This window comes from Cellvibrio zantedeschiae, from assembly GCF_014652535.1.
Lineage (GTDB): Bacteria > Pseudomonadota > Gammaproteobacteria > Pseudomonadales > Cellvibrionaceae > Cellvibrio > Cellvibrio zantedeschiae.
Window position 1 is genome coordinate 1,924,168 of the sequence record NZ_BMYZ01000001.1, and the last position, 16,059, is coordinate 1,940,226.

Genomic DNA, 16,059 nt, shown 5'->3' on the forward strand with positions numbered 1-16,059 from the left:
GGTTTTGCAAGAGAGGTGCCAAGTGATCAACACCGGCCAAATAGAATATAACTCATTTAAAAACAATGAGTTATGAGAGGCATTAAAAGCGGCAATGAGGAAAACGAACGGCGGCAACCGGCAAACAACTTCCGCTGTTTGCCGGTTAACCTTAGACCGAAGACATAGGCTGATGCGAGACACCAAGCCTGAATCAGGCTTGGTGTTTAACTCAAATCATTAACGGAGGTTAATGATGGTTTGGGTAGTCGCATTGGCGGTTTCAATGGTTTTGGCGTTTGCCTGATAGTTACGCTGGGCAATAATCAGGTTTACCAACTCTTCCGACAAATCCACATTAGATTCTTCCAAGGCGCCCGAAGTGATGTTCCCCAGCGAAGAAGAGCCCGGCGCACCGATGATCGCCTCACCCGTTTCGAAGGTCTGTGCCCACATGGAGTTACCCACAGGTTTCAAGCCCTCCATATTATTAAAGTTAGCCAAAGCTACCTGACCCAGGGTTTGCGCTTCACCGTTGGTAAAGCGGGCAAAGAGGATACCCTTGCTGTCTACATCCAAACCTGCCAAACGGCCGGTGGTGTAACCATTTTGGTCGAGGTTCTCTACCGAGAAAGCGCTACCGAATTGGCTAGAGCCAGTCAGATCGATTACAAAGTTAGAGCTTGATGGTGGTTCGGCAACAGGAGTAGTACCACCTTGTAATACGTTCAAGGGAGCCAAGGCACCTACTGGCTTGCCATCTGCACCGAGCGGCGTCCAGTTAGAAATCAACATGCTGTCGGTCAAGGCCGTGTTTAAGGTACCGTCAGCCGAATAGTAAATATCGTAAGACGCCATAGTCGGCAAAGTATTGTCTGGCGATGGCAAACTTGGGTTTGGATCACCTACGTTTTGGCCATCAATCTGTACATACATTTTCCAATGGTTAGGTACAGTGGTCGCATCATTTGCGTCGTATTTTTCTTTTACGAAGTAAGAACGCATTACGTGCGCATTACCCAAACTATCGTAAACAGTTGATGATGTTGCGTGGTTGTATGATTTTGGATCGTTAGGATCAAATGCGTTAATCAACACCGGAGTAAAACTGTTTGATGTCAAAGGTGCAAACAAGTTACCCACCACAGGCGAAGAACTTTTAACAGCGTAACCAGATTCCATAACAATTTTTAAATCGCCACCCACTACAATCGCGTTAGTCAAACCGTTTGGTGTAACACCAGTGCCGGTCAACACAGATGGTGTTATGCCATCCGCACCTATAACAGTTACGGTTCCGGCGGCAACTGCAGCACCTGATGCATCTTTATCGCTGAAAGAAAAATTTAAATCACTACCAACTTTTGATTCAATTTCCAAATCACCTGCCGCATTAACCGTGGCGGTGATACCAGGCAAAGTTGTTGATGTTAATGAATTGATTTGAGTCGCCAAGCCACTCATGGTGAGAGCAGTTAAACGCACACCGTTTAGAATTAAATTTCCATTGGTGTTATCAAATTCTGTTGCAACGGTTGCAGTATCTTCTTTTAAAATTTTTGCATGAGTTGTCGCTGTCGCACTGATGCCAGCCAAATCATTTAATTTGGAGGCAATTTCAGAAGCAGATGCTCCGGCAGCACTGGTGAAATTAACCAAAGCGCCGCTAGGTGATTGAATTACCAAATTTTGTGCAGCATAACCGTTAGTAACAGCAGGTTGGCCTGTAGTAGTTAAAGCCATACCACCTAAACCAGCACTCAAGGCGTTTGCGGGTGTTGCCATAGCAACGGCAGGAGGAATCACACCTACCGCAATTGTTGAAGGAACACCTTTGCTACCTTCCCTAAATTCAATATTTGCACCATTAACAACAGCCACAAAGTTTGCTGGCGTTGCTGCGGTATAGTTTGCGCTGTTAATTAAATCCGCAACTTCTTGCAATTTAGTAGCGGTGCCGTTGTTTAAAGTAATATCAACAGTAGTCGCCAATGCCGGTGCTGGTGGAGTTAAGGTTAAACGAAATGCTGTAGGGTTGGTGGTAAAGTTTAATGGCGTTGTCAATGTACCTGCGGTAGAAGGCAATGCAGGTGTAAGTGTGTAAGTTTGTGTAGTGGCAACTTTAATACTGTTTTTTACCACACCAATAGCAGAACCATCGCTCACAAAACTGCTACCGGTTGTCTTTAATACTTTTGAGTTGGCATCTACGTTATAAGCTGCGTTCACACCCGTAGTTTGGCGCGGTGCTTGAGTGCTAACGTCTACTTTTAATTTGGTGAGAATACCACCCACGTTGCCATCAGCATCTGCAGCAAAACCTTGCAGGCTTGCACCAGTGCTATTGACGATGTTGCCATCTTTATCCAAACCGAATGCACCAGCGCGTGAAAACAATTGGCCGTCATTGCCATTCAATACAAAAAAACCTGCGCCGTTTACTGACAAGTCCATCGCATTTTGCGTGAACTTTAAGTTGCCCTGGCCGAATGCTTGGCGCAAAGTCAGAGTAGTTACACCGCTACCAGCAGTGTTTGAACCACCGCCTAAAAGCGAACTCGTATACACGTCACCAAATTCCGCACGCGAACTTTTAAAACCAATTGTGCCCGCGTTTGCAATGTTATTGCCGGTTACACTTAAATCGGTGTTGGCTGCGCGAATACCGCTGAGACCTGTGTTAAATGACATGACGTGCTCCTACATGTGAGTTGCTAGTGGCTAATGGATAGCGGCTAGTCATTAAAAATTTTTACGTTGTTGATAACAAAACTGACAAACAAATTTCGAACAAAATTCCAGAACAATAATTAGTTAAATTGTTTCACTTTGCTAATATCCATCGCGCCGTAACCAGCAAGGTTTAATACTAATTTTCCGTCGGCTCCAACCGTTACACTATTGACGTTTGCACTTAAGCTAGTTGCCAACTGTTGACTTTTTCCGTCTTGTGTTGACAAGACTTCAAATCTATAAGCGCCAGGTGTTAATGGAGTTTTCGCACTCCAATCCAAAAGCTTGCCATTCAATTCCATACTTTCACCGTCGAAACGGAAATTCATATCGCCTTTCTCAGCGGAGCCAATTGGAATTTGCGCAGCGAGCACACCTTTAGAGTCGTACACATTCATTTTTACTTCTGAGGTTGATGCAGGTACTGTGATGGTGCCGGAAATAATTCCATCTGGAGACAAAATACTATTAGCACCTTCAACGCTAACAGAGCGACCAACAAGAGACGAAGCCTGCAAAGCCTGATTGGATTGGAAGCTGCTACTAAAACCATTAAAACTGGTGTTCAGTTTTTCCAAACCTTGTACCGAACTAAATTGCGCCAATTGCGCAACAAATTCAGAGTTACTTTGTGGTGCCAAAGGATCCTGATTTTTCATTTGCGTAATCATCAATTGTAAAAATGCATCTTGACCAAGATCATTGGTTTTTTTCTTGGGCGTAGCCGCTGAATTTTTATCAATGGCATAACCAGCAAGAACATCTGAAGGCGATTTAGTACTTGATACGTCACTCATTTCAATTCACCCTAATCTCACTAACCTGTTGCTGACCTTGTCTTTACGCGTACTACTGACTAACTTGTATTACTGACCCAGGGTAAGAACGCGCTGCACCATTTGTTTTGCTGAGTTCATTACTTCTACGTTCATTTGAAACGAACGAGATGCAGAAATCATATTGGTCATTTCTTCTACCACATTAACGTTGGGGTAATACACATAACCTTCTTTATCTGCTTTTGGATGAGTTGGTTCGTAGCGACGTTGTAACGGCGCATCACTCTCAACAATGCCTAGCACTTGCACACCGGCATTTGCATCGTCTTCATTTGCTGCTTTATCTGCATTTAAAGATTGTTGCATGGCTTGTTTTTGAATAGCGGCAAACACTGGCTGACGGCTGCGATAAACTTGATCAACACTTGAGCTAGCTGATTGCGCATTTGCCAGGTTGCTTGCAGTGGTGTTCAAACGCAAACTTTGTGCGTTCATACCTGTGCCAGCAATGTCAAAAATATTTCCCAGTGCCATGATGTTTCTCGCTTTAAATAAAAAATGTTTTCAGTGAATTAGTAAAATTAATCGCCACGTATAGCAGATTTTAAACCCTGGAATTTACTGTTCAGAAATTGAAAGCTTGCTTGAAACGCCAAACTGTTTTTCATGTATTCCGCATGCTCAATTTGGTCTTCTACTGTGTTGCCATCAATAGAAGGTTGTTGCGGTGTGCGGTATAACAAATCGGCATCTTCACCAAATACAGTATCTGTAGAGATATGACGCTCGTTGGTCATTTGCGCTGCAAAGTTGTTAGAGCCCGCCGTTTGTTGGCTGAGCAATTGCTTGAAATCCAGATCACGCGCCTTGTAGTTAGGGGTGTCGATATTGGCCAGGTTGTTAGCCAATATGCCGGCACGTTGGCCGCGCAAGCGCAGTGCGCTTTCGTGAATTCCCAAGGCTGAATCAAATGAAATTGGCATGGTAGCAACTCTCTAAAAAAAGCAATCTGGTTTCCGGCATTTGCCGATATACCTTTGTTACAAGTTAGATTGCAACGCCTATGCCAAAGCGAATAAAATTTTTATGTTATTGATTTTATTGAATTTTTGTTAATTGAAATCTCGGTAAAAACGGCAAGAACCCAAGCGGCAAAGAGAAAGCGGCAAGGCCTTTCCGCTTTAGCTGGCGGTTAAAATATGATCCATGTGGAACCTGTGAGTTGCGACGGAAACTGCGGGAAGTAAGAAAATTAAAAATGATTTTGCCAAACTGCTTAAAGACCAAACCTATCCAGCAATAGAAGCATCGCCAAGCGCTTTATGGCAAAGTAGCCAAACTCTTTAACTATAGTGAATCATTCTATGTCGTTCCTGACCGTCCACCACGTCGCCATTATTTGCTCTGACTACGAGCGCTCCAAACATTTCTATACCCAAACCCTCGGGCTAAAAGTCATTGCGGAGGCTTATCGCGCAGAACGCCAGTCTTATAAATTGGATTTAGCGTTAGCTGATGGAACCCAGCTGGAGTTATTTTCCTTCCCCAATCCGCCCAGCCGCCCTTCCCGTCCTGAGGCCTGCGGGTTACGCCACTTGGCGTTTGCGGTTGCAGATGTTGAGCAAATTAAAGAGGATTTGGAACAGAAAGGTGTAGTTGTTGAACCCATTCGAGTTGACGAATATACGGGCAAGAAATTTACATTTTTTGCAGACCCGGATGGGCAGCCTTTAGAGGTGTATGAGGTAGGGATTGATGAAATGGCAAGGTAGGTATTCTGCTAGGAGTCGTCATCCTCGCGCAGCGGGGATCCAGTTTTTGATGTCTCTTTAGGTTTTTAAGAGCTGGATCCCCGCTGCGCGAGGATGACGACTCCCTACTAATCAAGCTTTCGAAAAATCATATCGCCTTATAAAGAATCCCCGGCTCACAACGCACCATCTCAAATAAATCCGCTGCGCCAGCCAAACCTTCAGATGACCCCAAATACAAAATCCCTTGTGGCTTTAACGAAGCATGAATTTTTTGCAAGATTTGTCGTTTCAAATCGGCATTGAAGTAAATCAACACGTTACGGCAAAAAACTATGTCGAACTTACCCAAGGCGGCGTAAGAATCCATCAAATTGATGGGGCGAAAATCAATTCGGTCGCGCAAGATTGGTTTTACTTTCCAATTACCCTCGGGTGTTTTATCAAAAAAGCGATCCAGACGCTCATTGGATAAACCACGCATTACTGAAAGCTTGTCGTACTCACCAGCGCGGGCTTGCTCAAGAACGGTAGTGGATAAATCTGTCGCCACAATTTGTACCTGGCGTGGCAAGGTTCCCATATTTTTAAGCTTGAATTCTTCGGCCATCATGCTGATGGAATACGGCTCCTGCCCCGAAGAACACGCAGCAGACCAAATGCGGATAGGACCAAACATTTTATTGTTAGGCCCCATAAGCTGCGGAAGAAGATTATTTTTTAAATGGTCGTAAGGGTATATATCGCGAAACCAGAAGGTTTCATTGGTCGTCATAGCATCAATCACTTGCTCTTTTAGCTTGCGATTAAGGCCTTGACGTAAATTGCGCACTAAATCGCCGAAGTTAGCGATTTTATGGTCATCCATTAAGCGACGCATACGGTTGGTAACAAGATATTGCTTGTTATCACCGAGCGAAATGCCGCAAGCATCTTCTAAAAATTGGCGAAACTGATCAAACTCGGCCTGATCTACATTATCGCGAGCTGCCAGTTTGGCAAACACATCATTTGAATCTTTATTTATCATAAATGCTCTTAGCAGTACTACATCGCGTTAGTGAGCCCAAGGCTCCAATTACTCTGCATAGCTAACTCCTCCGCGGAGAGAAGTTACTCTGCATCGGGCGGCAATAAGCTTTCACCCGTAATTGCTAATACACGATCATTAACCCGGCGCGCCAGTTCATCAGGATGGAACTTCGCGAGGAAGTCATCCGCACCCACTTTCCGCACCATGGCTTCGTTAAACACACCGCTTAAGGATGTGTGGAGCACAATATGAAGCTTCTTCAAATCTGGATTATTGCGAACCTCAGCCGTGAAGGTATAACCGTCCATTTCCGGCATTTCGATGTCGCAGATAATCATTACCAACTCAGCATAGGGATCTTTGCCCGATGCCAAAATATCTTTCAAATATTGGAGCGCCTCTGCACCGTCTTTTTTGATCGTCGTGCGAATGCCCATGCCCTCAACTACGCGTTGAATTTGCTTGCGCGCAATGGTTGAGTCGTCAACGATAAGCACATGTTTTTGCACCACTTTATCGGCAATACCATCTTCAATAACACCTTCTGATACGTCTTCCTTCATTGGAGACACTTCAGCGAGGATTTTTTCCACATCGATAATTTCCACCAACTGACCATCCACTTGAGTGACAGCCGTTAAATAATGTTCTTTACCCGCACCTTTTGGTGGTGGATGAATATCTCCCCAGTTCATGTTCACAATTCGCTCAACGGAGCGCACCAGAAAGCCCTGGGCAGTACGGTTGTATTCAGTGATGATCACAAAGCAGTTATCAATATCCGGCAGTTCACGGCGGCCAATGGCAAGGTTCATATCCATAATGGGAATGGTGCCGCCGCGAATGTGGGCAACACCGCGAACCACCGAGTTGCGGCCAGGAAGTGCATTTAAAGGAGGACACTGCAGAACCTCCTTCACTTTAAACACGTTAATGCCATAGAGCTGTTGGCTGCCCAGTCGAAATAACAATAGCTCCAGACGATTTTGTCCAACCAGTTGTGTACGTTGGTTGACGCTATCCATTACACCGGCCATGCCACCACCTCTTTCTTATCAAACAAATTTTACGTTCAAGCCGCTTTGGTGAAGCAACTTGCCTGGGGATTTTTTATGCTGCCTTTATGCTGTCTTTTTTATAGTCAGGGAAAACGGCATAGACTTTGCTTTTATCATCGTTAGTAAGCTTTTTCGGCTGAAAGCCGTCACTCTTTAGGTCGATTGCAGATGAAACTTGTAGATTTGTTCAAAAGCAGCAATCCGCCTTATGAGGATAGGACAAATTATGAGATTTCGTAGTTTTTATAGAATTTTCTTTTTGAATATTGCGTTCACGCCCATCAAACAAGGCATTAACAGGATTACCTGGTTTTGTGCGTTAGCGGTTTGCTTTAGCCAAAGCGCCAATGCTCAGGCACCTATTGAGAATATTGGGCAAATAGAGTTGCAAGTCGCCCGGTTTTTGACGGACGAATACAGCAAAACCCAGGCAATTAAAGTAGAAGTAAAAGTAGGCAATCTGGACAACCGTTTACGCTTGGCTCGCTGCGATCAAAGCCTTTCGTTAAACCTTAAAGATACAACCAACAGCGGTGGAAACATCAATGTACAGGTTGCCTGTAAAGGCACGTCATCCTGGACAATTTTAGTCCCTGCACAGGCAAAGGTTTACCGCTCGGTGGCAGTTGCCAGCCGCACCCTACAGCGCGGAGATGTGGTTACTGAGGATGATTTAACCACTGAAGTTAAAGATGTGAGCGAATTTCGCATGGGCTTTTCCCTTGTGCCAAACGCTATCGTGGGCAAAGAAATAAAGTTCACAGTGAATAAAGGTGAAGTATTTAGAAACTCTGCGCTTGATGCTCCACTCGTCATTAAACGTGGCGATACAGTGAGCATGGAAGCAGCAGCCGGTGAAATAAGCGTTAAAACCAATGGTACCGCGGTTTCCGATGGGCGCATTGGTCAGCAAATACGGGTTAAGAACAACCAATCGGCACGCGTTATTAATGCCCGGGTTGTAGCGGCCGGTAAAGTTCAAAGCATTATGTAATACGCAAGACTGTTGATGCCAAGCCGGCATAAACGAAGACAATGAAGTTAAATAGTCAAAAAGCCAAAAAAGTTGCTAAAGTTCCAGAGCTACTGGCCGACAACCCTCATAAGGGAACTCTGATTAATAGGAAACTATTATCACCAGTCTCTTTGAACACATAGCAATCGTTGGGGAACGAAATCATGGTTATAGATACAAACAACATCAATTCATCTGGCGGTGCCAACCGCAGCCGAAGTTCGGCGCCCGTGGCCACTACCAGCACCAAAACCCAGAGCGCGCCTGTGGCGACGCCTGAACCAAGCACTAAAGACAATGTAGTGCTGAGTTCAGAAGCGCAAAACCTGGTGCGCCTGCAAGCCAAAATCGGCAGCCTGCCCGATGTAAACCTTGATCGCGTAGCCGCCATCAAGCAAGCCATCGCAGAAGGTCGCTTTGAAATTAATCCTGAGCGCATTGCTGAAAATATGCTCAATCAGGATGAACTTTTAGGTTAAGAAATAGATAGGTTAAAAAGCCGAGCCTCAGGTTAATCGACAGCTGATTTACCCGAACTCTTTACAAACGTATCTGGCCCTTACCCCAACAATGGCCAGATTCGCTAAACCAGTGAGGTTGCTATGTCTCTCAATACCCAATTTTTGCGCGATATGCTCGCCCAAGACTCCAGTGCCATCCAACAATTGAAAGCACTCCTTACCCAGGAACGTGAATTTCTGGAACAGCGCCAGCTGCAAGGCATGCAAGAAATTGTCAGCCAAAAAGATCAGCTACTTGGCAACCTTTCTTATACAGCACGCCAGCGCGAACAAATTTTGCGTAACGCCGGGCTAACAACCGATTTAGCTGGCTGGAAAGCTTTTCTGGAGCGCGATGCCCTAACGCTCAGCCTGATTCCGGCGTGGGAGGCATTAACTATCGAATTCACCGAATGCCAGGCAGCTAATGAAGTTAACGGCAAAATGATCAATCGCTCCAAGCAAACTTTGTCGCACCTACTTAATCTCCTTCGCGGCCAAGTCGCTACGCCTTCGCTCTATACGCAAAAGGGTTCGACGACCAATTACAGCAGCACCCACACGGTTGCAAAAGCTTAAAATCCTTTCAACACTTTGCTATCTTTCGCGGATAGCAAAGTCGCTTTCCCCGCGCTTATTCAAACCTTGGTTTATCCCTAAAAAATCCCTACAATGCCGGCGCGTCATAGTTATTGGTATTTACACAAAGCTTATTAATGCCCATCAAAAAGTCCTCGTAGCTCAGCTGTATAGAGCGTATGCCTCCTAAGCGTAAGGTCGCAGGTTAGAATCCTGCCGGGGACGCCATTCTTATATAATTCAATAGATTAGAGGCTAAAAATAAAGCTTTTTATTAAGCTAATTTGGTTCACATTCAGTTATTTTGATAAATTAGATTCCCCTCTTACAAGCAAGCTTAAATATTCTAAGCAGTGCTTGACGCATTCTGTCCTGCTTGCATTATACTGTATATAAATACAGTTTTGATTGCATTTATGACAAACTTAAACCCGCCGACATCTCCCGAAATTGAATTGGAGCAACTGCTTAATCGCAGCGATATATGGCGCGGCAAGGCTTATAGCCCTGCCCCACAAATATCCTTGGATACGGGTTATGCAGACATTAATGCAGCTCTGTTTAACAAAGGTTGGCCAACATCCAGCTTGATTGAGGTCTGCCAAAAAGGGTTGCAGCAACAAGAGTGGCTGTTATTTTTACCGGTTCTCAAGATGATCAGCGGCTACATCTTGTTACTGAATCCACCGGGGGAGCCCTTCTGCCAGACATTTATCCAGGCAGGTATAGATCTGGATCGGATCGTCGTTGTCCGGATTTCCAATAAAGCTGACTTTCTGACAAGTTTTACCGAATTGGCTCGCACCCAAGCTTGTGAAGTTTTATTCGCCTGGCAAGAGCGCCAAAACCTGAGTTATACCGAGTTGCGAAAATGCCTTTTGGCCTGTAATGAAGGCAATGGTTTGTGTGTTTTATTTCGCCCGGAAAGCGCCCAGCAACAAAGCTCTCCGGCGGCATTACGCCTATACACCCAATTGACCCGGAATCATCTACAGCTAAACATCTTCAAACAAAAAGGCGCCCTGCAACAATCAACACAAGCTATACACATACCGCTGCCTGACACATTAAAAGGTTATCTTGATTATTCCTCGCTGGATCAAACCCCGCTGCCCGGCACTGTTACAAATGCTTCTAAAAAGTCGGCAAACATTCTGCCTTTAAAACGAAGGAAGAAATGATGTCGATAAATTATTACCCGGCAAATGAACGCTTATGGTTGGCGCTACGCTTGAGCAAGCTTCCATTAGAAGCATTAAAAATTGATGCAACGACTGAAGCTATTGTCATTACGGAAATGCAGCGCGTCATTTACGCTAATGAAAATGCCCGCTCGGCAGGCGTTGCGTTTGGAATGGATGCAACCACAGCGCAATTACTCAGTAATTGTGAAGTGCACTTGCGCAATCGCACACTGGAAAAACAGGCTTTAAATCATTTATCTGCGCAGCTCTACCAATTCACTCCTTATTTGGAAACTTATGAATGCGAATATTTACCACATTCAGGTTTGCTATTGGAAATTTTCAGCTGCCTGCAATTATTTTCCGGCTTGCAATCTTTAGCATCAAAAATTTTTAATTGTTTAAAAGATGCACATTACTCTTTCGAATATGGATTAGCGCATACCGCCAAAGGTGCATGGTTATTATCTTTTAAACATTACCCAATTTGTGGCAATGAAACTCAAACAATATTTTGTGAACGATTAAAAAGCTTACCCATTCATCTTTTACAGGATTACCCAAACGCAATTGACGCATTAAAAAAAACAGGATTTACAACATTGGCTGATATAGCCAAGCAAATAGACGCACAAAAAATCAGCAGCATCAAAAAGCGTTTAGGTGCAGAATTCACAGAATACTTTTGCGGAATTTTTGGAATTGAGCAAAATTTTCAACAAAACTCACTTTTCGCAAATCCATTACCCAACTATAAACCCCTGGAGTTTTTTTCTGATTACATCCAGTTTGATTATCCTATTACCCAAAATGATCAGCTTTATTATCCTGTTGAAAGCTTGCTGCAAAACCTCAGTGATTATTTGCAAAAGCGACAATTAGAATGTCAACACATTGAATGGACTTTGTCCGATATCTATCACAATAAATTTCTATTAAACGTGCATAGCGATACACCGGAAAGCCATTGGCAATTATTGTACGACTTAACACTTATTCAACTCGACAGCCGCGAATTACCTTTTGAAGTCGATTCGCTCACGCTTATTTGTCGCAACACCAACAGCATGCAAAATCGCAATCAATTACTGGTTTTCGATCACAGCAGAAAATCACGTTCTGTTGGGCGAAGTTTTGCTATCACCATGGCCAAGTTAAAAGCCCGTCTTGGTGATCAGTCCATCTATAAATTAAGTTATCGCGATTCACTTTTACCCGAAAAAAGCCATTGCAAAATTTCATTCAATGACACGCCCAACCAAAACTTACCGCCTATTCACAAAAAATCCCTGCGCCCCACCTGGCTGTTGGATTGCCCTTTAATGATTGAAGAAAGAACCCAAGGTTTATATTGGCGAGGAAAATTAAATTTATTGGCCGGGCCAGAACGTATCAATGCACAGTGGTGGGAAAAACCTGTCGCACGAGATTATTTTATTGCACAAAGGCATGACCATGTAAGGCTGTGGGTATTTTTTGATTTACACCAAAAAGCCTGGTACCTACATGGCATTTTCGCATAACAATGGTGACCTATGCGTTATGCTCACTTAAACACTACCACCAACTTTACGTTTCTCACGGGGGCATCCCATCCACCAGAATATATCTATCGTGCCGCTGAATTAGAATACGATGCTTTGGCAATTACCGATGAATGCTCGCTCGCAGGAATCGTTAAGGCTTTTGTTGCAGCAGAAGAATTAAACTTTAAATTAATTGTGGGCAGCCGTTTTACATTGAGTAACGGTATGCAACTCATTGCTATAGCACCAAACCGAACAGCTTATGCTGAATTATCCGGATTTATCACCCTCGCTCGCCGTCGCGCCAATAAAGGTGAATATGAAGCGCATTTTGATGATTTGCGATTTCGCCTGCAGCATTGTTTGATTATTTGGATTGGGCACACTGCCGAAGATAGTGTTCAGCCAGAATCGATTATCAACCAACTTTACAACTCATTCAAAGAACGCTTATGGATCGGTATAAATCATCAATTACAAGGCGGCGAACAAGCTGAGTTTGCGCGCTGGCTAAGTTTAGGTGTACAAAAAAATATTCCTTTAGTTGCGTGCGGCGCAGCACTCATGCATGAAAAAAAGCGCAAGCCCCTGCAAGATGTGGTGACAGTAATTCGTCATAATTCTTCCATTGCAAATATGGGCACCAAGCTGGAAATTAACGGAGAAGCCTACCTAAAATCCTTGGCGCAATTACAAAAACTCTACCCCGAAAGCTTGCTGGAACAAACCTGCGTTATTGCCGATTTATGTCAGTTTTCAATGACTGAATTGCGTTATCAATACCCTAAGGAATTGGTTCCAGCAGGCCTGACGCCAATTAAGCATTTACGTAATTTGGTGAATGAAGGAAAGCAAAGACGATGGCCAAAAGGAGTTCCAAAAGATGCAGAAGAAATTCTACAAAAAGAACTAGAGCTTGTAGAAGAACTCGGGTATGAATACTTTTTTTTGACTGTATACGACATTGTAATTTATGCCAGGAAACAAAATATTCTCTGTCAAGGTCGAGGTTCATCCGCTAATTCGGTGATATGTTATTGTCTATATATTACCGAAATTTCACCACAAGATATTAAAGTATTATTTGAACGTTTTATATCAAGAGAGCGAAAAGAAGAACCAGATATTGATGTTGATTTTGAACATTCCCGGCGCGAAGAAGTCATTCAATACATTTATCAAAAATATGGCCGTGAGCGTGCAGCTATTGCAGCCACTGTTATTACCTATCGTTCTCGCAGTGCCGTTCGCGATGTAGGCAAAGCTTTGGGAATGGAACAATCCTTAGTTGATCATTTGGCAAAATCAGTGGCTTGGTGGGATCGCAGAGAAGATTTATCAAAGCGTATAGCAGCTTCAGGCTTAAAAATAAATCAAAAACTATTACAACATTTTTTTATTTTAGTTGATCAAATTCGTGGTTTCCCTCGTCACCTATCACAGCATGTAGGTGGATTTGTAATATCTCAAGATAAAATCAGTGATCTTGTTCCAATTGAAAATGCCTCCATGCCAGAACGTACATTAATTCAATGGGACAAAGAAGATTTAGAATCCATGAATCTATTGAAAGTCGATGTTCTTGCACTCGGCATGCTCACTACCTTACGCAAAAGTTTGGGTTACATTAACACTTACGATAAAAAAATTTCAGCTTTGTCTGATATTCCAAAGGAGGATTCTGCAACTTACGAGATGCTATGCAATGGTGACAGCGTTGGAACTTTTCAAGTAGAGTCTCGTGCGCAAATGGCAATGTTACCGAGATTAAAGCCGAAAACATTTTATGATCTTGTTGTTCAGATAGCCATTGTTCGACCAGGCCCAATTCAAGGAGGTATGGTTCATCCTTATTTGCGTAGACGAAATGGCTTAGAAAAGCCTGACTTACCCAAAGACGAACTTAAAGATATTTTGGAAGTAACTTACGGTGTACCTATTTTTCAAGAACAAGTCATTCGTATTGCAATGGTTGCAGCAGGGTTTAGCGGTGGTAGAGCCGATAAATTAAGGCGTTCTATGGCAACTTGGGGTAAAGACAGCACACTAATGAATTTTGAAGAAGAATTTATCGAAGGCATGCTGGCTGGAGGATACGAATTAGATTTTGCAAAACGTTTATTTGAACAAGTAAAAGGTTTTGGTGGTTATGGTTTCCCAGAAAGCCATTCAGCAAGCTTTGCAATTTTAGCTTATGCATCTGCATGGATTAAATGCCACCACCCTGCTGCGTTTTATTGCGCCCTGTTAAATAGCCAGCCCATGGGTTTTTATTCGCCATCTCAATTAATTCAGGACGCACGCCGCCATCAACTTCCTATTTTGCCCATAGATATTAATCTCAGCTGCTATGAACACAAAATAGAAAAGGTAAGCAAACGCAATAAAACCCTCATGGGAATTCGCTTGGGGTTTTGTGAAATAAAATCCATTGACCATGAAAAAGCCATGATGATTGAAATATGGCGAGGTGACGCACCATTCCAATCCTTAAAAGATCTTTCACAACGCTCAGGATTAACCGCTATAGATTTACAATATCTCGCCTCAGCAGATGTACTGCGCTCGCTCAGCGGAAATCGCCATGAAGCGCGCTGGGAAGCAGCAGCTATTGAACCTTTCTCTGAATTACTTGAGCACGCAACCCCACCACCCCACGATGATTTGTTAACTGCTGCCCCAACGCTTGAGCAAGATGTGTTGAATGATTATGCGACTACGGGATTAAGTTTGCGTCCACACCCCATGGCATTATTACGCAACGCCCCCCCATTTGATCGCTGCACTCAATACAGCGATTTAAAACATTTACGCCACGGTGGATTTGTTCGTGTTGCAGGACTTGTTACCGGCCGCCAGCGCCCGGGAACAGCAAGCGGTGCATTGTTTTTAACGCTGGAAGATGAAACAGGCAACATCAATGTCATCGTTTGGAAAGGAACCCAGGAAACCTTTCGCCAAGTATTACTTACATCCAGGTTATTGCTAATTAAAGGCACCGTAGAAATTAATAATGATAATGTCGCCAATCCAGTGGTGCATGTAATCGCAGGGCAACTACATGATTATTCAGATAGGTTGGAGAATTTTTCGCTAAAATCCAGGGATTTCCATTAACAACTAAAAATAAGGCCTTATAGCTGATTCACTGCAAGCGCTATATAATTGCCTATCTTTTCTGCTTTTTTGAGCCGCTTGTGTTATGAACCTTGTGTTATTTTCTGAAGCTGATTTTATTGGCGATAGATTGATTGCGATTCGCGACTCTCGTCGCTTGCAACATATTTCACAAGTCCATCAAGTTAAAGTAGGCGAAACACTTAAAGTCGGCCTGCTGAATGGCAATATGGGTTCGGGTTTGGTTGTGCTATATAACGAAACTGAAATTCAATTGGAAGTCACCTTAACGCAAGCGCCACCAAAACCTTTACCAGTAACTTTGATACTTGCACTGCCCCGCCCTAAAATGTTGAAACGCACCTTGCAAACCATTGCGACCCTTGGTGTAAAAAAAATCTATTTAATTAATTCTTATCGTGTTGAAAAAAGCTACTGGCAGACACCATTATTGGAACCTGGTGCAATTTATGAGCATTTGTTGCTGGGCCTTGAACAAGGTTGCGATACACTTTTACCAGAAGTGCATTTGATAAAACGCTTTAAACCTTTTGTTGAAGATGATTTGAGTTCAATTGTAGGCTCTACTCGCGCTTTAGTCGCTCACCCTTACACAGACTTGCCCTGCCCTGCACAAATTGACTATGCGATTACGCTGGCCATAGGGCCCGAGGGCGGCTTTATTCCTTACGAAATTGACTTACTAAAAAAATCGGCGGGATTTACTGCGGTTAATTTAGGGGAAAGAATAATGCGAGTCGAAACTGTTGTGCCTTACTTGTTAGGTAGGCTTTACTAGAATTTA

The 16,059-nt window shown here is 43.5% G+C and carries 14 protein-coding genes and 1 tRNA gene; 9 read left to right on the forward strand and 6 right to left on the reverse strand.

Annotated features, from left to right (window positions below; all coding sequences use genetic code 11):
• Nucleotides 1-219: 219 nt before the first annotated feature.
• The 4 genes from IE104_RS08530 to flgB form a co-directional block, all read right to left on the reverse strand.
• Nucleotides 220-2,670 carry a flagellar hook-basal body complex protein gene (locus IE104_RS08530; protein WP_189417508.1) on the reverse strand — a complete coding sequence of 817 codons (2,451 nt, stop codon included), beginning with the start codon at nucleotides 2,668-2,670 and terminating at the stop codon, nucleotides 220-222.
• Between the two features lie 119 nt (nucleotides 2,671-2,789).
• Nucleotides 2,790-3,509: a flagellar hook assembly protein FlgD gene (locus tag IE104_RS08535; RefSeq protein ID WP_189417510.1), complete on the reverse strand. Its 720-nt coding sequence runs from the start codon at nucleotides 3,507-3,509 to the stop codon at nucleotides 2,790-2,792.
• 69 nt (nucleotides 3,510-3,578) lie between these two features.
• Nucleotides 3,579-4,025 (reverse strand): flagellar basal body rod protein FlgC, encoded by a 447-nt coding sequence (gene flgC / locus IE104_RS08540; protein WP_189417512.1) that lies wholly within the window; start codon nucleotides 4,023-4,025, stop codon nucleotides 3,579-3,581.
• A gap of 47 nt (nucleotides 4,026-4,072) precedes the next feature.
• Nucleotides 4,073-4,474: a flagellar basal body rod protein FlgB gene (flgB, locus tag IE104_RS08545; protein ID WP_189417514.1), complete on the reverse strand. Its 402-nt coding sequence runs from the start codon at nucleotides 4,472-4,474 to the stop codon at nucleotides 4,073-4,075.
• A 381-nt stretch (nucleotides 4,475-4,855) separates the two neighbouring features.
• Between flgB and gloA2 the strand changes: the two genes are divergently transcribed.
• Nucleotides 4,856-5,263, forward strand: coding sequence for an SMU1112c/YaeR family gloxylase I-like metalloprotein (gene gloA2 / locus IE104_RS08550; protein ID WP_189417515.1), 408 nt, complete (start codon nucleotides 4,856-4,858; stop codon nucleotides 5,261-5,263).
• A gap of 127 nt (nucleotides 5,264-5,390) precedes the next feature.
• Here the strand turns inward: gloA2 and IE104_RS08555 are convergent, their stop codons facing one another.
• A complete protein-coding gene (locus tag IE104_RS08555) occupies nucleotides 5,391-6,272 on the reverse strand; it encodes a CheR family methyltransferase (protein WP_189417517.1) in 882 nt (293 codons plus the stop codon).
• Between the two features lie 83 nt (nucleotides 6,273-6,355).
• The gene (locus IE104_RS08560) at nucleotides 6,356-7,312 is read right to left on the reverse strand and encodes a chemotaxis protein CheV (protein WP_189417519.1); all 957 of its coding nucleotides are present in this window, start codon (nucleotides 7,310-7,312) and stop codon (nucleotides 6,356-6,358) included.
• Nucleotides 7,313-7,559: 247 nt separating this feature from the next.
• Between IE104_RS08560 and flgA the strand changes: the two genes are divergently transcribed.
• From flgA to IE104_RS08600, 8 genes are all read left to right on the forward strand, one after another.
• Nucleotides 7,560-8,327, forward strand: a complete 768-nt coding sequence (gene flgA, locus IE104_RS08565) for a flagellar basal body P-ring formation chaperone FlgA (protein ID WP_189417521.1) — start codon at nucleotides 7,560-7,562, stop codon at nucleotides 8,325-8,327.
• Between the two features lie 185 nt (nucleotides 8,328-8,512).
• Nucleotides 8,513-8,827, forward strand: coding sequence for a flagellar biosynthesis anti-sigma factor FlgM (gene flgM, locus IE104_RS08570; protein WP_189417523.1), 315 nt, complete (start codon nucleotides 8,513-8,515; stop codon nucleotides 8,825-8,827).
• A 123-nt stretch (nucleotides 8,828-8,950) separates the two neighbouring features.
• Complete coding sequence (locus IE104_RS08575) at nucleotides 8,951-9,427, forward strand: flagella synthesis protein FlgN (protein ID WP_189417524.1); 477 nt, start codon at nucleotides 8,951-8,953, stop codon at nucleotides 9,425-9,427.
• A gap of 151 nt (nucleotides 9,428-9,578) precedes the next feature.
• A tRNA-Arg gene (locus IE104_RS08580) sits at nucleotides 9,579-9,655 on the forward strand.
• 188 nt (nucleotides 9,656-9,843) lie between these two features.
• Nucleotides 9,844-10,608, forward strand: coding sequence for a diguanylate cyclase (locus IE104_RS08585; protein WP_189417526.1), 765 nt, complete (start codon nucleotides 9,844-9,846; stop codon nucleotides 10,606-10,608).
• Nucleotides 10,605-12,134 carry a Y-family DNA polymerase gene (locus IE104_RS08590; RefSeq protein ID WP_189417528.1) on the forward strand — a complete coding sequence of 510 codons (1,530 nt, stop codon included), beginning with the start codon at nucleotides 10,605-10,607 and terminating at the stop codon, nucleotides 12,132-12,134. Before IE104_RS08585 ends, IE104_RS08590 begins: the two co-directional genes overlap by 4 nt.
• Nucleotides 12,135-12,146: 12 nt before the next feature.
• Entirely contained in the window at nucleotides 12,147-15,254 is a 3,108-nt protein-coding gene (locus IE104_RS08595) for an error-prone DNA polymerase (RefSeq protein WP_189417530.1), read from the forward strand.
• An 85-nt stretch (nucleotides 15,255-15,339) separates the two neighbouring features.
• On the forward strand, nucleotides 15,340-16,053 hold the full coding sequence (locus IE104_RS08600; RefSeq protein ID WP_189417532.1) for a 16S rRNA (uracil(1498)-N(3))-methyltransferase: 714 nt from the start codon (nucleotides 15,340-15,342) through the stop codon (nucleotides 16,051-16,053).
• Nucleotides 16,054-16,059: the final 6 nt, after the last annotated feature.